The following is a 20,198-nucleotide window of genomic DNA, read 5'->3' as shown; positions in this document are numbered from 1 at the left end:
GAATTCTTAGAGGGTTTCCTCTTCGGTTTTACAATGATCAATAATCTTTGAAACCCATTTTTTCCAATAAGGGTCATAATAGACATTCGTTTTCGCTAAAACTTTGCAAACAGCATTCGCTCTAAAGGTTCCATCATCAAGATCAACCCGCCCTACTGTAGATTCTGAATAAGAGCCGTTTTCGATAATACAATCCGCCTTGAATTCCGTTTCATCGTCAAAATCGTAAGTATACAACGACTTGTAAAAGACGACTCCATCCGTTGTAGCGATCGTACCAAGCCGATACGATTTTGGCTGTTTTTTTTTCAAGCTCAAATTTCAGACTACATCTAAATTCTTTTAATGATGCAAAACTTGTCATTTCCACTGGCAAATGAACAACACCAGATTCTTCCTTCATCGCGACAAAAGAAAAGTAATACAGCGGATCAAAATCAGGGTTATCAACCGGACTCGGTTCGCAAGACATACAAGAATCGACAAAACCATTTTCCAAAAACGACTGAATCAATCTATTATAGGATTCTTGAGCATTAGCAGAATCAATAAATTTCTGACTGCCTATGCATCCCTGAGTATAGGCTTTACCAGATTGAGCTTTATAAATATCATTCAGCATTTCTGGAGCTGTATTTCCCTGATCGGAACAAGCACAGAATACCGCAACAACACTCAACACTACAATCAAAAGAAGAATGCGTTTGGACTGATTCATAAAATTTGTATTCAAAGAAAGCCCACAACGATCGGAGCAGGCTTCTTGTTCGGTTGATAGGGGTTAAAAACTCCCGCTCGGTGTTGAACTGAGCGGGAGCCTGCTTTATTTAAGGAGTTCTTGGATTAGTTCTAATTCGATTTACAATTATTGACAACATACGCGGCGTATTTTTTCCAATAGGGATTTTGGTAAGGATTGGAATATCTATACTGTTCCCTAGAAATACTACACTTCACTACAGGATCTTTTTGAGTAACACCATTAATAGTAATCCTAGCTCCTGCCATATTTGAAATTTGTCCATTTTCAGCAGCACAATCTTGAATAAACTGTTCCGTAATCAAGGAATCCCGTGTTTCAAATTCCATCTCAACATATTTCTTGTCAATCGAAATTCGGAAATGTTCATCGAATTGGAATAGTTCATTCTCTACAGTAAGCCAATGAACTTCGTTAAAACAATAGATCGTTTTCAGCTGAGACCGGCTTCCCCAAGCAGCCTCATCCACAAAGATTTCCCCATACAGGGCACCATTTTCATCTTGCATTGTATATACGTCACCAAACTTACGATAAGAACTACCGCAAGTTCCATCTTCAGTCTTCGAGCATATCCAACCATTACCATTTAGGTATGAAGTATCAATAACATCATTATTGATCAGAGTTTGCATCGCATCTTCATAAGTCTGGCGAGCATTAACCGTGTCATAAGTCAAAACATACTGTCCCCCTTGAACCCCAGCAATAGCGCTTGTCAGGAAAACAGCCGTCGCCCTATTTGGCCTAGACACTTCGTTCATCTTAGCCATAAGAGCAGCGCTCTTTTCTGCTGAAGTCGCATCTAACGGCAGCGACACCGCCACGGTACTAGGCTGTTCATCAGCCCCCACCACCTTATTATCGGAACAAGCGGTAAAGGCGCCCATCACGCTCATGATCGCGAACGAAAGCGGAATGATTTTTTTTGTATTCATAGGTATTCCTCCTTACACTTTTTCCGTTAGTGGGAAAAGCTGTAAATTTAAACGATAAACTTGGTTGATTTTCTTGGATTCGCCGGCGATGGCAATAACTTGTTTGCGGAAACGGTTCACCTCTTCGGAGATGCGTTGCACGGCCGAATCTTCGACACCGATTGTTACGCCCGAGATGTTGCGTTCACCCGGAACAATTTTTTCGATGGCTTCGCGGGCAAGGTCAATCATCTGACCGTTCATGGAGCGGAGTGCAAGCTTAAGCGCTTCGCCCGAACCTGTAATGACTTTGTCTGTTTGCTCGTAGACGTTTTCGCCAAGTATCTTGAGCAAATCGAGTTTTACCAAGAGTTTTAACGAATCACGGACTTGCTGTGCCGTGAAGGTGTGCTTGATTTTCTTGGCAATTTCACCCGGAAGTGCGCCAGGCATCAACGGTGCAAGTTCACGAACAACGGAATTTACTGCCGATTCGTAGTAGTCAAACGCATCAGCTTCCAACACTCGAGCACGCTGTTCATTTGCAAGGCCCTTCATTTTGAGGAACACTTCTTTTTTCTTGTCATCGTCTTTGGCATTCGTGAATTCGACCATGAGCTTGAAATACTCCTGTTCAAATTCATTCAGACCTATCGCAGCAGCCACAAGCGGGACGCCAACGCGGCTCAGCGAGCTTTTGCCATCGCATACAAGTTTCAAGTACGATGGCGATGAGAATCCGGCAAGCTTGGAAAATTCGCGCCATGAGAACGCAGAACTTTTCTTTCGCCAGTCAAAATAATCAAGCATGTACTTTCGGTAATCTTGATATTCGGTTATTGGTTTCATACTTCCCCCTACCATAAAACAAGACCTCTACGGAACGGCTCACGCAACATTTCCATTTTGCGGAAGGCTTCTTTTTTCTGGCCGTTGTCCGTTACATTTGTGAAATCAACCATGTACTTGAAGTACTCACATTCGTATTCGCAAAGATCCATGGCTCGTGCCACTTGCGGAACACCCACACGACTCAGAACTCCTTTGCCGTCACATACAAGTTTTAAATATGACGGTGATGCGAACCCGGCTTGCTTGGAGAATTTACGCCATGAGAACGCAGAATTCCTCTTTCGCCATTCGAAGTAATCAAGCATGTACCTTCGGTAATCTTGATATTCGGTTATCGGTTTCATTTATGACCTCCTTAAGAACCCAAATATACCTCATTCGCAAATATCTCGCAATAGATAAAATGATACAAAGTTTGTAATTTTTTGCAGAAATACGCAAATTTTTAAAATTTCGAAAATTTTTAAAATTTAATGAATCAGTAGAAAGTATAAATGAATCAGGGAGTGATCACTACTGTTGCAAGATTCTAGCTGGCAGAACTTAGAGCTTAGAACTTAGAGAGATTCTTTGACGTAATACGAGAGGGGGATTCCCCATCAAGTGGGGAATGACAAGATTAGAACTGTATGGATCCCCTACGCTTCGCTTCGAGGATGACGAGACCGAGGGAGACAATGCTTTTTCTAAATTTTGGACATGAAACCGTGGAAATTGTTGGATTCGGAATTTTTGGTAGACGCACCGTGGCTGAAAGTCGCCAAGGAAAAGTGCGAATTGCCAAACGGCAAAGTCATCGACGACTTTTATACGTTATGGCAACCGAATTGGGTGCTGATTCTCGCCCGCACAAAAGAAGGCAAATGGGTCATGACAGAACAGTACCGCCACGGAACAGGAAAGATTGCGCTCGAATTCCCAGCCGGAATTATCGATAAAGGCGAAACGCCAGAAGAAGCGGCCGTCAGAGAATTGCAAGAAGAATGCGGGTACGGAGTAAGACGAGAGAACGCCGCAACGCGGCTACAGACGACAAATGCAAAAGCCGAGAGTCGCGGCAAAGCAAGCTTTGACAAGACCGAGGCTCAGCATTTGGGATTAGAGCGAAGCGATAATCCAAAGACGAGAGACGAGAGATGTGAAACGGTTTCTTCATCGTCATGCAGAGGCACAGCCGATGCATCCAGTAAAGTCTTGATAAAGAAAATGACTGGATCCTTCGTGGCTTCGCCACTCAGGATGACGTCTGAAAGCGATGCCGACGCTTCGGCTGGCTCGCTTCAGCCTTGCTCAGCACAGGCAGCGACCTTAGCCAAGAATGACAATAACGGAGTGATGTATGTCGGGAATTTTCCGGTGAATCCGGATAGGCATCGCGGAAGGTTCCATGTGGTGTTTATCGATGGCGTAGAACGCCTGGGCAAAACGCATTTTGACGAAACTGAAGACATCGAGACGTTCTTGTACACGGACGAAGAATTTCAGGCAAAGATTGCAGACGGCACATTCGACCATCCGCTTCAAATTGCAGGCTACTTCAAGTGGAAACTGACTCAGAAGTAAAATACCCGCTCAAGATGCGGGCGATTCGACTCCCGATTTTGATTCTCGGGTTGAACGGCGTTCCCGGTTTTGCGCTGTTCAGGCACTTCAATAAACTATACGGGGCGTGCGCGGTAGTTCCAGACTCCGCATCGACCCAGGGATTTGCGCACGAAAAAGTGCCGGGCGTTATCGGCATACGCCCGATCAAACATCCTTGCGTTTTTGGCGACAACGTTTTTGGAATTGACGCCGAAGAAACAGAACGCTTGGGCGAACTCTTTGAACGTTTTCGCTTTGGCACGGTCATAGACGCGAGCGGAAACTGCGCGCTCAAGGCTTGCGAATGCGACCCCGCCCGAAGCAGGCTTTTAAACGTAAGCCAAGGTGTCGATGCCGCCACATTCGCCGCCCGCTACAACGCAACACTCATCCGCATTTCCGCCGACATGGTCTTTAGCGGCAACGAAAAGACAAAGCCAAACCGCCCTTACATCGAAACCGACCCGAAAGATCCGATCCACAATTACGGCAAGCACCAGGCCGAAGCCGAAGATGCCATCAGCGCCATCAAGCCCGACGCCGTGATTTTGCGCGTGCCGCTCCCGATGGACTATGCGCCCGGCGGATGCGCCGGCGCAATCGACTGGATTACATACCGGTTCCGCCCCGGTCGCCCAGCGACCTTGTTCACGGACGAATATCGAAACCCGCTCTCGGGCCCGGACCTTTGCCGCACCGTACAATACATCTTGGAGCATGAATTTCCCGCAGGCATTTACAACTGCGGCGGCCCGCGTAGCGTTTCGCTGTACAACGTAGGGCAAATCGTAAACGCGGTCGGCGGCTACCCCGCCGAGCTCCTACATGGCGTGCCGCGCATCGAAGGCGGCCCAATGCCTCCACGTGTCGGCGACTTGACGATTAATTCCGAAAAGCTTTACAAATTATTGCCGCCCGGCTTTATCAAGCCATGGCCGGTATTCGATTGGCTTGTGCCCGATAGTTTCGACTGGCACAAAACCTTTGGTCGCAACATTACGGACAAGAGCAAAATGGGAAGCGACGAAGCCATCACCAATTTACTTGTCAACGGGATTGATACAAAACTATAGCGTTATCCGCGAGTCAGTCGGAAGAAAAGACTTACAACATGATGTTTTGAATTTTCACCTTCATCCACGAAGGTATATACAACTTTAGAAAAAGATAATCCGACACCGACAGACCAGGTATCGCTTACCCACCAATCCTTGCCAAGTTCATAGCGGGTAAAAACGCCACCTACCGTACAATAATCCGTAGCATAAACATCATCTCTTGCCAAAGAGCCTTGAATACCACCCGCAAGTCCCACAAAAAGCCCATTCAATAGAGAAGCTGGGTTACGGATCGGATAAACGGTAAAACCAAATCCAAGCGAGCCATAGATTCCATAGGAATCAATTGTTTCATCCATGATTCCATTAAGTTCCTTTTCTTCGGACTCGATAACATTATCTACAACACTTCTGTGCACAGCATAGTCTTGCTTATGCCTTTTTCCTTCGCCACTGAACAATCCACCACCAAAGGAGAAATGCACCGCGACCATGTTTCCAAAAGCCCTTCCAAAGCGAATGTCTAAAGTAGGAAATCCCCAAGCGCTAAAACTCTCTTGTTCGTCATGTTGTCCGTATTGTTCTAAACGTTCATATCGCCCATCAAGCCTGGTAGATCCTATAGAAGAAGAGAAACCAAAATCGGAAGATATTCTTTCGGAACTCAAATACGAAAGCCCCCAATTAACGCTAAAATAGGAGCTGCGATGTTCTCTCGGGAAAATAGACTTTCCCGCACTTGACGCCATTTTATTTTCAACGACATCAGCATGCACAAGAGCAACAGCAGCAAAAGCAAAAATACAGATAAATTTACTAAAAATTTTCATAGTCAATTACCCACGCGTTAAACGAAACGAAAGAGACAAAACATTGTCGGAACGATGAGATTCGACGGTGCTCCACACAAGACCGAAATGAGCAAAGCCAAGCCCAAATCCGATAGAGAGACGATTGTTCAACCACCATTCCTTACCTAATTCCAATTCAAAGCCGACACCGCCATTTCCAGATTCTCTAGAGCCAACCTCAACAAAAAGTATGGATCCGACAGAGCCGCCTACAAAAGCTCCATTGAGCGGAGAGTTCTTGTCGCGGAACGGGTAGAAAGTCGCACCAAAGCCCAAATAAGTCCTAATGTTATATCCATCGCTAGAAGTTACTTCGTCATCACGCCTATCTGGATTAGGAATTTCAATGCACATTCCCTCACTATTACAAACAGAACGATAATGTTCCTCATAATGATCGACCGTTCCATTATAAAGGGCTATGTTAAAGACTGTATGAAGCGCCACCAAATTACCGAGAGCATAACCAAACTTAAATTCACCCAGCATACTGGTGGTGCCGAAATACTCATAAAAATGAATATCGCGATAGTTTATCTTGTCACCATCTTTGTCAAGGTCTTCCATGCTATTATCGAACCAATTCATAGCAAAGCCAAAAGACATGCTGTTGTAAAAGCCACGATGTTCTCGCGGAGCGGGCTCCGCTAAAGAGGGGGACTGAGCAAACGTAAGGCCTACAGCACACAAAACAAGAATTGCAAATACTTTTTTCATAAATTCATCCCCAGATACTAGCCATGCGTTAAACGGAACGAAAGTGATAACACGTTATCGGAACTATGCGAATCAACAGTTTGCCAAATTAACCCGGTATGAGCGAAGCCCAAACCAAAGCCCATAGAAACATGGTCGCTTATCCACCATTCCTTGCCAAGTTCCAATTGAAAACTCACGCCACCATTCCCTGTAGCCTCTTCGTTACACGCATTTATCATGGTAGCGAAAAGCGTATATCCAACAGAAGCGCCTACAAAAAGTCCGTTCAAAGGCGATGTTTTATCTTGAATAGGATAGAAGGTCGATCCCAGACCAAAGAATGTCCTAAAGCTATATGCATCCTTCGATTTTTCGTCGATATTGCGGGACTCGTCCAAGATTTCTGCACATTTAACCCCTAGAGGGCACGGCCTTTGGTACACCTCATACTTATAGTCCATTGTACCGGAGATAAATCCAATATTGAATACAAAATGAATTGCAGCAAGGTTCCCTATACCGACACCGAACTTAAATTCCGACATCGGAAAGGTATAACCACTGTAATCATAATAGTCTACATATTTAAGCGTTCCATCAAAATCATAACGGCGGCCAAAATCTTCACGGCTATTTTTGTACCAATTATGAGCAAAAGCGAACGACATATTGCTATAAAAGCCACGGTGTTCGTGAGCAACAGTCTTGCCAACAGAAGGGGAATCAGCAGAAGCAATTCCTGCGACACAAAGAACGAGAATTGCGATTATATTTTTCATAAACTCAAATCCATTACAAATGATTTCGCTGCATAATATAAAAAATCATTTGTAACGATTTGACGTTCAAGCATCAAACGGCTTTATTTCGAAGCTTAGGCTTAGCTGAAGATTCCGGACTATTCGAAACAATAATTTCGGAACGAGTTTCGTGGCTTGCAGAATCGTAAACGACCTTGCCCAAGCAAATCACGTTAATAATCTTACCGTCCTTGCGTTTGAGGCGATGTTCGCAATACGCAATGGGCTTTTTCGCCAAAGCTTCCGAGACAAAGCAAAGGTATTCCGTCACGTCTTCATCGGGAATCAAATCTTGCTGTTCCATTGTTTTGTCCTTGATATCATCCCAAGAATAGCCTGTCATCGTTTCAAAATTATCATCGATCTTGATAATTTCATTGCGCGAGTTCAATACATAATGGCTATACATCACCGGATGGACATTATGCTCAGTCCCGTTAAATTTAGACTTCATGGCCCTGCTCTTTTCGGCCACAACGTCTGCCGGCATCCTCACCTTGTCTTCGTCAGGGATAACATTCCCGACCATGTTGCGGCAAATCGGCACAAACTCCTTGACTAGCATCGGGTCAAACTGCGTTCCAGAACAACGTTCCAACTCGGCTACGGCCTCGTCTACAGACTTTGCGGCCCTGTAAGAACGATTGCTCACCATCGCATCGAACGCATCGACAACGCTAATAATTCTAGAAAGCAGCGGGATTTCTTCTTGCTTGAGTCCATCCGGGTAGCCCTTGCCATCCCAACGTTCATGATGGTGCAAAATCATATCGGAAATTTCGTTCAGGCCCTTGGAACTCTTTGCAATCTGGTAGCCCTTGTGCACGTGAGTCTTGATGTAGTTCCATTCTTCGTCAGTTAGCTTACCCGGCTTGTTCAAGATATCGAGCGGCACACCAATTTTACCGATATCGTGCAGCAAGCAAAGGAGCGAAAGGCTACTCTGTTGTTTATCGGTGAGTCCAATGCGTTTTCCGAGGGCCGCTCCCATGCGCTGGGTACGGCGGACATGCGCTTCGGTATCGCTATCGCATTCTTGCAAGGCCCTTTCGAGCGAAGTCAAAAGTTCGGAATGCGCAGAGCCCTTATCCATCAACTTTTTCTGGTTTAGCGTTTGTCTTGCAGAGGTTATAGCATCAATAATACTCGAATTCTGCGACAAGACCTCGTCAACGGCATATTGGAACTTGCAGTTAATCAAAGGTTTTATTTGCTTCATGATTTTATCGATCTTGCTAAGTTCCATGCGGGCGCAGAGAACGATAAGCTTTGCATCTTCACCACGAACAAAATAAGAATCTTCTGGGAAATTATTTTTTAGAGCCGTAGCAAAATCGCGCAACAAGCCATCACCAACATTGCGCCCCTTAGCACTGTTCAAGCTAGAAAGGTTATTGAGGTCACAAAGGACCACAGTCATTGGGTACGAGAATTCTGCTGAATCCTTTGTCGCAAAAACCACGAAACTATCCCAACTACGGAAGCCAGTCAACAAGTCCGTCTTCATCACCGTATCAGAGAATACAAACAAAATACCTATTGTTTGTCCCTTTTTCTCTTTAATCTTGCGAAAATCACAGCGCATTATTTTTCCACTTTGCGCAACGTAACAAGGCATCGAACAGGCATCGCCAGAATCCACAAGATTTAAGTCGAGCATTTTTAAAAAATCGTCTTGGTGAAGCGATTCGCGGAACTTCATACCGACAAGGAGTTTTTCGGCTTTTAGATTGTGGAAAATCAGCGAACCCTTGAAATCAAACAGAACAATTCCCTGTTCAATATTTTCAAACACATTGTCCTTAAAGTAATTCAACATGTCCATTACCGCATACCGGCAAGACAAATACGTGCAAACGGGAAGCCAACAATAGAAATGAATCGAATATTCAAGTTTGACGGCAATAAACTTGTCAAGCAAGTAATTCAACATAATGAAAAACGCCACCGAGATGATTACACCTTGATAACGCTTGCGAAAAACCCTCGGGGCTTGTAAGAATCGGTAAAATAAAAGTCCCATCGAAAAAAGGAAAATCAACCGGCATATCAAATGGTGGTAATAATAAAGGACGCCCTTGTAAACTATTTGATAATTCATGAAGCCCGTTTCCAATTCGCACTCCAAAACCCAAGCATAAAACGGATTCACAAGCCAGACAACTACATCAAAAAGCACTGCAATAAAAGAGACTCGAAGCAGCAAACGGATCCAATAAACATCTGACGTGAGGGCGTAAACATTCACGAATCGCATATAGAAATACAACGACAACGGGATGCAAATAAAGCAAAGTGACGAAAACGCCATAAACAAACCGCGTTCTTCGACAAAAATCCGGCAGATGTAAAATACAACCGACAAAACACCCAAGCCAGCACTGGTTGCAATCCATTTAAATTCACTTTTTTTGGATTTAATCGAAGCTACCCCAACATACAGTGCAGCCGCAACAACAACAATCGATATTGAAATAAAAGTAATCAGACTTCCATTTTCCATAATGCGCTCCCGAACATTATTAAGTCATTGTATTAGAAAATTAATCTTTTTTTGCCCAATAGGAAAAACGAAAATTCACAGAATGGTATCTGTGCGCTGAATCACCCGCAAAAAGCATTCAAAAATACGTTTTTTAAAGGAAAAACCACCCACAAGAGATGTTTTCGCGTGGCGTATTCACAAGTAATATTCTGATTTGGATTACAGCACACACAACCCATGAACTTAAGGAATCGCAAAAATTTTCACGAAATCGCGGTGAAGTTGCTTGTCGCCGTACTTATCTTCGGAATTTTCTTTGAGGTCTTCGGCAGTGTAGCCGCTTGCGATTTTTTGCAAACAGACCGTGCGCGAAGATTCGTCATAGCAAAAATGGATGCGGAACGTGCGGTAAGCAAGGATTCCTGTTTTTACATTTTCATCCAGCGTCAAGCGACGGCGCGAACTGTCGAAAACATCCTTCGAAAAATTTCCGCGAGAAAGTTGCACTTGGGCAAAACTGAGCAAGTCAAAAGCGCTGCGTTCGGCAATCCAGTGATTTTGTGCGGCAAAATCTTCGGATTCTTCGATTGTCCACAGGTCGCCCACTTGTTCTTCGACCCAGCCCGCTTTTGCATTCGGGAATGCATCGGCCATCGGGACGTACGGTTTGATATCGAGAATCGGCGTTTCGTTCAAGAGGTCCGCTTCGTCTACGTACAACGTAAGTCCATCAATTTTCAACAAGCGAACGCAGGAAAGCCCAATCGGATTCGGGCGGTAAGGGCTGCGGCTTGCAAAAGTGCCTACGCGGTCTTTGCCTTTCGGCGGCACCGGCGGGCGCGTTGTCGGTCGCCAACCAGCGTTTTCGTGAAACAGGAAAATCACCCAAATGCGTTCGAAGCCGTCGAGATCGCGAAGCGCCATCTCAAAATTCTGCCCCGGATTCAGCACAATTCGGCCCGGATGTCCGGCAAAAAGGCGCCCCTGTCGAGGAGCGTCATACTTGTAAACGGCATCACCAAAAAATGTACCGATGGGAATCATTTTTACAGACCGTCTTCGGTGATTTTTCCGTAGCGGATATAATCGATTTTACCCGTAAAGTAACGGTCGTTATGGAGGGTTTGATACATCGAATCATAGCCTATTCCTAAGCCATACTCGATGTTAGAAACATCGGCATTATATTCCGACGAGCGTCGCATTTTTCCATCCAAAAACGCATTGAATGTATAGGCGATTTTCCCTGTTAATTCCGATTTTTTCGGGAATATTTTAATACGGACAACATGCCACTCATTCAGTGAAACTTCGCCCAAGGTAATGGATTCCCAATTTTTTTGCTTACGAACTTCCGGGTCTCGCATATGGAACACCACGTCCGTGCCATCCAATCGTATTTGCCACCCTGTTTTGCCAGATCCAGGAGGTTCTGCCACAAATATATTCGCCATATTGCCTTCTTTTGTAGGCATAAAGCGAACTTCGGCAACAAAGCCTCTGCTCTTAAAAATTTCATCCAAAGGAATTATCAGTCCGTTCAAGCCGTCAAAAATAATGCTTCCGCATTCAGCCGATACCGGATTAACCGTATTGTCGATATACGCAGGATGTTTGCCAAAAGAATCTCGCCCTAAATCGCGCTGTAAATTAAATTCATACGCCACGTCATAGCCATTCAAATTGTCAGCAACAGTAGACTCGTTGCATTCGAGTTCATCTGCATTGGCGGCAACAACTTTTGCAGTTGTGTATGTTGTATGGCCATACCAACTTTTTGTTTCGACAGGAGCATCGGAACTTGAGGATTCAGGTATAAAAGTCCTTACAAAAGGACGAGAAGAAGAACTTACGGCTTCGGAAGAAGAGGAACTAACCGAACTAGAGGTTTGTCCAACTTCACTTGAAGTGTTCTTTACGGAACTGGAAGAATTTTTTTCGGTGAGGGAATTCAAATTTTCGCCGGAGTCCAAGGAATCCTGGACCGAGGACGAAGAAATTTCGCCTTTCACCCCACCTTCTGTATCTATTATGTTTGCCGGATTTTCGCTGCACCCCAACACACCAAAACTCAAAATAGAAAAGACTCCGGCAAGAACTCCTAACTTGTGCATTTAAACTCCAATTTAACGGTGCTGTCAGAAATATACAAAAACGTTACAGCAAAGCAAACCATGGATGCGAAGTTTTGTACCTATAAACGGCATCAGCGAGGATGTACTGAAGGGTTTGATTTACATAAAATTACAGGGAGAAATACAACTTAACAATCAAAATTTCGTAATTTCAAATTATATGCAAAACGATCCTATTGAAATTCAAAATCAGACGCAAACCGCCTCTAACGATCAATCTATTGTGGGGCAGTTTTTTGAATCCGTAGCGGATCACGCTATAGACGAAGTCTTTGAATCCGCATTCGACAAAGTCATCAATGTCGCCAAGCCTATCGCGAATTCGGTCATCGACAATGCCGGAGCCGCCGTCGATACGGTCATGGATGTCGCAGGTTCCGCGGCAAGCGCTGCCGCTGATGTAGCCGGTTCTGCCGCGAGTGCAGCTGCTGATGCCGCGGGGGCTGCTGCAAGCGCCGCCGTCGATGTCGCCGGGTCAATCGTCGGAAGTTTGCTCGACGGGATTTAAGCGGCTAGAGGAAGTAAAAAAGCCAGCCCCGCATCTCTCGCCTTGCTCACTTTTGACGCCTTGGGCGTCCGTGGCTACGGCTCGAAAATGGGTTTGCAAGCAACCCCGCTTCACTCGCCTTGCTCACTTTTTGACGCCCTTGGCGTCCGTGGCTACGGCTCGAAAATGGGTTTGCAAGCAACCCCGCTTCACTCGCCTTGCGCACTTTTTCTATCTTTGGGCACGATGAAAGAAAAGGCAAAAAAACTCATTGAAAAGTACGAAGAACTGGAATCGGAACTCGGAAATCCGGATGTTCTCGGAGATCAGGCTCGTTACAACAAGATCCACAAGCAATACAAGGGTATCGAAAAGGCTGTTTTGAAGGCCAAGGAATACCTGCAGATGATGGACGACCTTGACGAATACAAGGCCGCCCTCGGCGATTCCGACCCAGAAATGGTCGCAATGGCAAAGGCTGAAATTTCGGAAATCGAAAAGAAGCTCCCCGAAGTGACAGACGAATTGCAAATTTTGATGGTGCCGAAGGATCCGTGGGACTTCCGCAACGCAACGCTCGAAATTCGTGGCGGTACGGGCGGTGACGAATCCGCACTTTTCGCAGGCGACCTGTTCCGCATGTACCGCGGCTACTGCGACAAGATGGGCTGGAAGATGACCATCCAGGACTTGAGCGAAGGCACGGTGGGTGGCTACAAGGAAATCCGCGTATTCATCGAAGGCGACAGCGTCTATGGAACGCTCAAGTTCGAAAGTGGTGTTCACCGCGTGCAGCGCGTGCCGGAAACGGAAACGCAGGGCCGTGTGCATACATCTGCGGCAACGGTGGCAATCCTCCCGGAAGCTGAAGAAGTCGACGTGGAAATCCGCGAAGCCGACATCCACATGGATACCTACCGTTCTTCGGGTGCAGGCGGTCAGTACATCAACAAGACGGACTCCGCCGTGCGTTTGACGCATATCCCGACAGGTGTGGTGGTGAGCTGCCAGACCGAACGTAGCCAGTTGCAAAACCGCTTGCACGCTATGGAAATGTTGCGTTCCAAGATTCTTGACGCGGTCATCGCGAAGAAGGAAAAGGAAGAAGCAGCAAACCGTAAGGCTTTGGTGGGTACTGGCGACCGTTCTGCCAAGATCCGCACTTACAACTATCCGCAGAACCGCGTGACGGACCATCGCATTGGCCTCACCGTTTACAACTTGGACAAGGTTGTCACAGGCGAACTTGATGAAATCATCAACGGCCTCCAGATGGCGAACGCCCAGGAAAAGCTCGGAAAGTTCAACGCATAAGTAAGGGAGATTCCCGCTCGGAGGCGGGAATGACAAAGCCCCGTCCATAAGGAAAGTCCAATGCCACAGCCGCAGATGACAGTTCTTGAAATTTTGAACCGCACCAAAGTCTTCTTTGAAAAGAAGGGCATTCCTGATGCACGTCTCGATGCCGAGTACATCATCAGCTACGGTCTCAAGATGAAGAACCGCATGGACTTGTACCTGAACTTCGAGAAGCCGCTCACGCCAGCAGAGCTGGACGTGCTTCGCACGATGGTTGCCCGCAGGGCAACGCGTGAGCCGCTGCAGCATATCATCGGCGATACAAGCTTCCGCGGGTTCATTATCAAGTGCGACCGCCGTGCGCTTATCCCGCGCCCGGAAACAGAATCGCTTGTGGACATGGCGGCAGACTGCTTGAAAGGCATCGAGAATCCATTCATCGTTGAAATCGGTACGGGCACAGGCGCAATCTCGATTGCTTGCGCCAAGGAAATCAAGGGCGCGCGCGTTCTTGCAACAGACGTTTCCGAAGACGCTTTGACGCTCGCACGTACAAATGCTGAAGCGAACGGCCTCGCGGGCAATTCTGACGCAGAAAGCGCGGATTCGCAAACCGCCGCAAGCACATTGACCTTCGCACAGGGAGACTTGCTGGACGCCGTGACCGCAGACGTTATCGCAAACGCCACCGGCGCTTCGGCAGTGCTTCGGCAGGCTCAGCATACCAGCTCAGCGACCTTACCAAAAATCGATTGCCTTATCGCCAACCTCCCCTACATTCCGGACGGCGAAAAGGACAAACTCCAACCCGAAGTCGCAAAGTACGACCCAGCACTTGCCTTGTTCGGCGGAGCCGATGGCCTTGACCTTGTTCGCAAGCTTTTGCAACAGACCGAAGGCAAACTCAAGCCCAGCGCTTCAATCTTGCTTGAAATCGGATCGGAACAGGGCGAAATGCTCAAAGCCGAAGCCGAAAAATATCCGTGGTTGGAATTTACAGGCATTCACAAAGACTTTTGCAACAACGTACGCTTTGTAAGCTACAAGGCGAAGTAGGACTGTATGGATGGGGCAAAAAGCCCCTCCCCTTAGGCTCGGTCATGTCCATACAAGTATGACCGCGACGCCCGCCTTGAAGGGAGTCTCCTAACGAAGGATGACAGGTCGAGGAATTCCGCTTCGAGAATGACGGTTTGCATTCCGTTTGGACTCTTTCAATGCATAGATGACGGCGAATATGTCATTCTCCGAAGGAGAATCCATAATGTTCATATTGCGCTAAAAAAGATTATAAAACAAATCCCCCCAATTAGGATTGCTAGACTCAATCAATTTCAGTTTTTCTGAACGATAAAGATGTTTTAATTTCTTTTCTCGTTCTATAGCATCCCTTATCGAAGGATATTCTTCGTAGTAACCTAATTTATCAACATCATATTTTTCGGTAAAACCAGGCTTTACTTTTCCTTTGTGTTCAGACACGCGTCTTTTTAAATCAGAAGTCACACCTACATACAATGTTCCTTTGCGATGACTGAATAAAATATATGCATACCCCTTTTTCATATACACTCTTTTTTTGAAATTTAATAAGGACTGTATGGATGGGGCAAAAAGCCCCTCCCCTTAGGCTCGGTCATGTCCATACAAGTATGACCGCGACGCTCGCCTTGAAGGGAGTCTCCTAGCGGAGGATGACGGCACAATATCAATATCCAGTGCAGCCGAGAGCTGAGAGAACGAATGTTTCGCTTTCACCCATACGGTAAAACGAAATCAAGTCATCGTCGTCTATTGCGGTATCGTCGTTACCGTTCAATTGCATCAGTTCCCCAATGCGGCGTTTGAAAATGGAAAAGCCGGAATCTCGCGAAGGCATATCCCAAAGGTTTTGTTCAGGGATTTCGACTACATGCTTATTTACTTTAACTACTTTGCGATTCATTTTTTCACCTTTTGGCATTTAGTGTTATTACGTGCACTAATATAGAATCACAAGATGTCAGAAGATGACATTTTCATATTTTATAAAAAAATTTGACAGGACGAGGCTAAAGCCCCAACTCCTTGGCTGGATTCAAAGAATATACAAGCGTATTCAGAACTGTATGGATCCTCCTAACGGAGGATGACGGTGGGCGCGGTATTTACACTCGCAACAACTATTCTATCACAGTCGCAGTGACCTGCGCGTGGCCAGCCTTATCCAAACCGAGAACTTTCCCCGCGGCTTCGCTCAAATCCAAGACACGCTTTTTAGCATAAGGTCCACGGTCATTGACACGCACAACAACAGAAGCGCCCGTCTTTATGCGAGTCACCTTTAACTTTGTCCCGAACGGGAGCGAACGATGCGCGCATGTAAAATCATCTCGGTCAAAGATTTCACCGCTTGCAGTTTTCTTTCCATCAAAACCCTTGCCATAATAACTGGCATCACCCGAAAAAGTGTAACCGATTTCAGCCTTTTTCTGAACACGAGACGATTTTGTCACGCGAACATAGCCTTTGCGGTGCGAGGCGCCACTGCACCCCGAAAAGGCGAACAGCAAGCACAAAAGAACTACAAGAAAACCGCGGGAAACCATAGCCTACTCAAAATCGTACATGCTGTTATACGTATTTTCGAGGATTTCGTCTTCTTTGTTTATGATTTCAGCTTTCTTTTCTTCGGGCTTGGCTTTCAAATCTTCGTAATATTTTGCAGAATTCTTTTCCAAATTCTCGATCGTTTTTGCTGTACGCTTGCGCAACTTGGCGAGGTCATCATCCGTTGTAGTAAGGCGCGTATTCAGCACATAAGCAGCACGTTGCCCCCATGCAGTCTGGCCATGGTAATCACGGAGCTGCCGATAAATGGCGACAGCGCTGTCCAACCGTTCCGGGTTCATCTGGAAATAAATGGCCTTCATGTAAAGAGCCTGCACACCGGACTGCGTCTGCGGATAATCTTTATAGACATTATCGAAAGCATTAAACGCAGAGGCATAAGCGGAGTCCACCAACTCCATCTTGTTCACCGGCATTTCCGAAGCCACAGTCCACAGGCTTTCTGCCTCCATGTAACGATCACGAGCTTCGTCTTCACGCGTTTTCATCGTCACGCGCATGCCAATATTTGCCTGAGCTTGTTTGGCATATTCGGTATTCGGATACTTCTCGATAATTTCCTTGTACAGTTCTTCGGCCGTATCCGGATCATGCAAAAATTCATCATAGATAAAAGCTCGTGCATAAGAAGCACGCATCACGCTTGCCGTGTCGTCGGACTTTTCAATCACATTCGTAAGCCTTGCAAGGGCGCTATCCGCCTCGGAAAGCTTGAGCAAAAAGAGTTCCGCAATCATAAACTCGTTCTTGAAGAACGACTTCATATTGGGGACAGAATCTTTGCTTTGAAGAATTTCCTCGTTGCGGTCACGCATAGAAACGAGGTTTCTCAATGCGTTACGGCGTTCACGGGACTTTCTACCATATTCGCTAATCGATCTTGCAATATAACTGCTGTCGTAATAAGACATGGCAAGGTCGTAATTCAGCGTCTTGGTCTGTTCATAATCGCCCATGTTAAAGTAACTGCGCGAAGACGGTTCTGTCTTGGGATACTCAGTATTGACCTTATTGAAAATCACATAAGCATCGGCATTGCGCCCGGCCAAAAGCGTCGTTTCACCGATGCGGACTAAATATGTCGAGCGCTTATCTGCATAAGCTTCGTTCTTGTAAAGCTGCTTAAATTCATCAGCGGCCTTGAGGTATTCCTTGCTGTTCACAAGGCATTCTGCCGACTGCTCGCCCGCCGTCTGGCGTTCGCGATCGTTCAAGTTTTCGATTTCCTTGGCGTTATAGTGATGGTGCGCCTTTTCCCAGTTTTCCATCTTGAAGTAAAGCCCTGCCAAACGGAAATGAGCCTTGCCCTTCATGTAAGGGGTTCCGCTCGTATCGGCAAGCACAGCTTCCAAAGCGGCAATCGCCTGCTCCGGAGCTTCGGATTTTTCATCCAAAAGCGAAAGGAGGTTCAAGCCCTGGAAATAATACGGGTGATTTTTATCGGCCACTACGGGTTCTAGCGCAAAGCGGCTAATATTGAACTCCTGGTTGCGATAAAGGCAGTAGGCACGCTGGTATTCCACGGCACGCATGGAATCGTTATCGGCAAAATAGCGTTCGTATTCGTCGTACTTAGTAATAGCCTTGGGCCAATCGGCTTTATGCCTGTAAGATTCAGCAATGAGGAAAACGGCTTCGGCAGTACGCTTCTTATTTTTGGGGAAACGCTCCAGCACGCGGGAGCCTTTTTCAATAATTTTTTCGTACTTTTGAGATTCATCGCCACCCGGGTAGGACTGGGTTTCGTCGGGAACACTATCCAAACGGGCGGTACGCAGTTCCGTCGCTTCTTCATAAAGCCGTTCTGCATTGAACATGTGATTCAAGTAGGCGCAGCAAGTGCAGCCATCCAACAACGCAGCGAAAAAAATAAGAGCTAAAAAACGAGCACGGAACATATAGCTACAAAATAGATAATTGCGAGCTAAAATTCCATAAGAAGCGGCAGATAATCGCAAAGTTTCATGCCTGACGGGGGCAAAGTTTTGCGATCAAGGCGAACCATGCGCACTTCGGCCGGTTTTCCGACGATACGGGCAAGGATTTCGAAGTTATCGCGAGTTTCCCAAACGGCAGCATCCAAGACAACCCCGTTGCCGCAATCGGTTTCGCCAGTGTTGTTGCTGATACCCGAGATTCTAGAATTTTGCTTGAGCAAGCGCGAGAAAATTTCTGGAGCGACGCCCAAATGATTCGAGCTCGAAGCGGAATCATAAACAACCACATGAACTTCTTTAAAGCGGTTCTGCGAATCAAAAACGACCGTATAAGTGTGGTGGTAAGGATTTTCAAAGAAAGATTCCTGCCAAACAAAGCGTTTCACTTGTTTAAAATTCGCTGGGGAGTACTTTCTAAAGAATTCCTGCGAAGAAGCACCGTAACGAACAAGATAATGTCCAAGTTTCGTCGAGAAATCATGTTTCTTTTCGGGAGCCATCGATTCACGGAGGCTATCAATGGCGCGGTTCAAGTTGGCGGTAAGCCCGTTATTGTATTCCTCAATAGCAACTTTACGGACTTGTTCAAGTTCACTTATCCGAGACTTGATATCCGGGTATTCCGGGTCGTTCTTGAGGATGTAGTTGAACTCGCGGCGGGCCATGTCGAACATGTGAGCTTTCGTATAAGCAATACCCAGGGCTTCGCGGAGCGGCAAATTCTCGGGATAACGTTCTACCAGCGGTGCAAGAATGTCGCATGCCACCTGTGCACGGTCCCTGGAGGACCCGGCATAAGAACCATTCTTCCCTGGAGCGGTCTTTTCACCAATAGTCGCCATTGCACGGCGGGCCTTTTCGTAATCGGGACGGAACGCAATTATGCGCTGGTACGTTTTTTCAGCCTCGTCAAACTTGCCATTGTATTCGGCGAGGTATCCACGCAAAAGGAGCAAATCCGAAGAAAGCGGGAACTGCGTCAATGCATAATCGATCACGAGAGACGCACTGTCCAGTACCCCTTCGTCGTGATAGATTTTTGCCAAAAGTTCAAAGGCACGCTGCGAGTCGCCCGAAGAAAGGCTGATGGCCGCACGGCATTCGCTTGCCGCTTCGCTCATGTTTCCATTCTTGAGCAAAAGCTCTGCATACCACAATCTGATTTCGTAAATGGACGGAGAGCGGTTGCTTGCCATTTTGGCAAGTTCAAGTGCTACAGTCAAGTTCCCAGCCAACAACGACTTACGGCTATCGAGATAAAAACTGATTCCCGTACTCGGGTAACGCGACATCAAGCGTCCAATCAAAAGATCGGCGCGGTCGCGCATGGATTCCGTTACGGAGTCCATGTGGAATAACGTATTGACTTCGCCCCAAACAGCCGCATCGACATTCGGGTATAAAAGCACAAGCGCATCGTAAATTTCGTAAGCGGCCTTGGTCGCTCCGCTCCGAGAAAGTTCCCCCGCACGGCGAAATTCAGCCTGAGCCTGCACAGGAAGTCGTTCGACATCCGCCTTGAAATCCGGAGCATCACCGTTCAAAATAGACGAGCCAGCCTTAAGCCCAAACGGGATTTCCCCCACTACAACTTTCGAAGGACCATATTTATTGTAAAGCTTGTACCCACCATATGCAATCAACGCACCAAAGAAAAAAAACAGAAACAGGTACGCAGCAGTGCGAGAAGCAGATGAGGTGTTCGACATCAGAATCCCTATTTA

General features: G+C 46.4%; 20 protein-coding genes. 5 read left to right on the top strand and 15 right to left on the bottom strand.

Annotated features, from left to right (window positions below; genetic code table 11):
• Positions 1 to 217 precede the first annotated feature (217 nt).
• From HUF13_RS01335 to HUF13_RS01320, 4 genes are all read right to left on the bottom strand, one after another.
• Positions 218 to 718, bottom strand: a complete 501-nt coding sequence (locus tag HUF13_RS01335; RefSeq protein ID WP_173473455.1) for a hypothetical protein — start codon at positions 716 to 718, stop codon at positions 218 to 220.
• A 131-nt stretch (positions 719 to 849) separates the two neighbouring features.
• Positions 850 to 1,698 carry a hypothetical protein gene (locus HUF13_RS01330; RefSeq protein ID WP_173473454.1) on the bottom strand — a complete coding sequence of 283 codons (849 nt, stop codon included), beginning with the start codon at positions 1,696 to 1,698 and terminating at the stop codon, positions 850 to 852.
• Positions 1,699 to 1,710: 12 nt separating this feature from the next.
• The gene (locus HUF13_RS01325; protein ID WP_173473453.1) at positions 1,711 to 2,526 is read right to left on the bottom strand and encodes a TIGR02147 family protein; all 816 of its coding nucleotides are present in this window, start codon (positions 2,524 to 2,526) and stop codon (positions 1,711 to 1,713) included.
• Positions 2,527 to 2,534: 8 nt separating this feature from the next.
• Positions 2,535 to 2,873, bottom strand: coding sequence for a TIGR02147 family protein (locus tag HUF13_RS01320; protein ID WP_173473452.1), 339 nt, complete (start codon positions 2,871 to 2,873; stop codon positions 2,535 to 2,537).
• 355 nt (positions 2,874 to 3,228) lie between these two features.
• Between HUF13_RS01320 and HUF13_RS17205 the strand changes: the two genes are divergently transcribed.
• Positions 3,229 to 4,092 (top strand): NUDIX hydrolase, encoded by an 864-nt coding sequence (locus tag HUF13_RS17205; RefSeq protein ID WP_304038687.1) that lies wholly within the window; start codon positions 3,229 to 3,231, stop codon positions 4,090 to 4,092.
• A complete protein-coding gene (locus tag HUF13_RS01305; RefSeq protein ID WP_304038685.1) occupies positions 4,071 to 5,186 on the top strand; it encodes a sugar nucleotide-binding protein in 1,116 nt (371 codons plus the stop codon). Before HUF13_RS17205 ends, HUF13_RS01305 begins: the two co-directional genes overlap by 22 nt.
• 2 nt (positions 5,187 to 5,188) lie before the next feature.
• Here HUF13_RS01305 and HUF13_RS01300 read toward each other — a convergent pair whose 3' ends face one another.
• The 6 genes from HUF13_RS01300 to HUF13_RS01275 form a co-directional block, all read right to left on the bottom strand.
• On the bottom strand, positions 5,189 to 6,001 hold the full coding sequence (locus HUF13_RS01300; protein WP_173473451.1) for a hypothetical protein: 813 nt from the start codon (positions 5,999 to 6,001) through the stop codon (positions 5,189 to 5,191).
• 6 nt (positions 6,002 to 6,007) lie between these two features.
• Positions 6,008 to 6,739 (bottom strand): hypothetical protein, encoded by a 732-nt coding sequence (locus tag HUF13_RS01295; protein ID WP_173473450.1) that lies wholly within the window; start codon positions 6,737 to 6,739, stop codon positions 6,008 to 6,010.
• A gap of 17 nt (positions 6,740 to 6,756) precedes the next feature.
• Complete coding sequence (locus HUF13_RS01290; protein WP_173473449.1) at positions 6,757 to 7,500, bottom strand: hypothetical protein; 744 nt, start codon at positions 7,498 to 7,500, stop codon at positions 6,757 to 6,759.
• 73 nt (positions 7,501 to 7,573) lie between these two features.
• A complete protein-coding gene (locus tag HUF13_RS01285) occupies positions 7,574 to 10,024 on the bottom strand; it encodes an HD domain-containing phosphohydrolase (RefSeq protein ID WP_173473448.1) in 2,451 nt (816 codons plus the stop codon).
• A 225-nt stretch (positions 10,025 to 10,249) separates the two neighbouring features.
• On the bottom strand, positions 10,250 to 11,050 hold the full coding sequence (gene tsaA, locus HUF13_RS01280; RefSeq protein WP_173473447.1) for a tRNA (N6-threonylcarbamoyladenosine(37)-N6)-methyltransferase TrmO: 801 nt from the start codon (positions 11,048 to 11,050) through the stop codon (positions 10,250 to 10,252).
• 2 nt (positions 11,051 to 11,052) lie between these two features.
• Positions 11,053 to 12,120, bottom strand: coding sequence for a hypothetical protein (locus HUF13_RS01275; protein WP_173473446.1), 1,068 nt, complete (start codon positions 12,118 to 12,120; stop codon positions 11,053 to 11,055).
• Positions 12,121 to 12,301: 181 nt separating this feature from the next.
• Between HUF13_RS01275 and HUF13_RS01270 the strand changes: the two genes are divergently transcribed.
• The 3 genes from HUF13_RS01270 to prmC all read left to right on the top strand — a co-directional run bounded on the left by HUF13_RS01270 (position 12,302) and on the right by prmC (position 14,983).
• Complete coding sequence (locus tag HUF13_RS01270; RefSeq protein ID WP_173388611.1) at positions 12,302 to 12,649, top strand: hypothetical protein; 348 nt, start codon at positions 12,302 to 12,304, stop codon at positions 12,647 to 12,649.
• Positions 12,650 to 12,874: 225 nt separating this feature from the next.
• On the top strand, positions 12,875 to 13,942 hold the full coding sequence (prfA, locus tag HUF13_RS01265; RefSeq protein WP_173473445.1) for a peptide chain release factor 1: 1,068 nt from the start codon (positions 12,875 to 12,877) through the stop codon (positions 13,940 to 13,942).
• 60 nt (positions 13,943 to 14,002) lie between these two features.
• A complete protein-coding gene (gene prmC, locus HUF13_RS01260) occupies positions 14,003 to 14,983 on the top strand; it encodes a peptide chain release factor N(5)-glutamine methyltransferase (protein ID WP_173473444.1) in 981 nt (326 codons plus the stop codon).
• Between the two features lie 222 nt (positions 14,984 to 15,205).
• On the opposite strand, the gene HUF13_RS01255 is transcribed toward prmC, so the two are convergent.
• From HUF13_RS01255 to HUF13_RS01235, 5 genes are all read right to left on the bottom strand, one after another.
• On the bottom strand, positions 15,206 to 15,493 hold the full coding sequence (locus HUF13_RS01255; RefSeq protein ID WP_173473443.1) for a GIY-YIG nuclease family protein: 288 nt from the start codon (positions 15,491 to 15,493) through the stop codon (positions 15,206 to 15,208).
• Positions 15,494 to 15,635: 142 nt separating this feature from the next.
• Positions 15,636 to 15,872, bottom strand: a complete 237-nt coding sequence (locus HUF13_RS01250; protein ID WP_173473442.1) for a hypothetical protein — start codon at positions 15,870 to 15,872, stop codon at positions 15,636 to 15,638.
• 217 nt (positions 15,873 to 16,089) lie between these two features.
• Positions 16,090 to 16,515 (bottom strand): septal ring lytic transglycosylase RlpA family protein, encoded by a 426-nt coding sequence (locus HUF13_RS01245; protein WP_173473441.1) that lies wholly within the window; start codon positions 16,513 to 16,515, stop codon positions 16,090 to 16,092.
• Between the two features lie 3 nt (positions 16,516 to 16,518).
• Positions 16,519 to 18,435, bottom strand: a complete 1,917-nt coding sequence (locus HUF13_RS01240; protein ID WP_173473440.1) for a tetratricopeptide repeat protein — start codon at positions 18,433 to 18,435, stop codon at positions 16,519 to 16,521.
• A 26-nt stretch (positions 18,436 to 18,461) separates the two neighbouring features.
• On the bottom strand, positions 18,462 to 20,183 hold the full coding sequence (locus HUF13_RS01235; protein ID WP_173473439.1) for a lipopolysaccharide assembly protein LapB: 1,722 nt from the start codon (positions 20,181 to 20,183) through the stop codon (positions 18,462 to 18,464).
• Positions 20,184 to 20,198 lie beyond the last annotated feature (15 nt).

The sequence above is a fragment of the Fibrobacter succinogenes genome (genome assembly GCF_902779965.1).
Lineage (GTDB): Bacteria > Fibrobacterota > Fibrobacteria > Fibrobacterales > Fibrobacteraceae > Fibrobacter > Fibrobacter succinogenes_F.
This window is presented reverse-complemented; position numbering and strand designations above follow the sequence as displayed.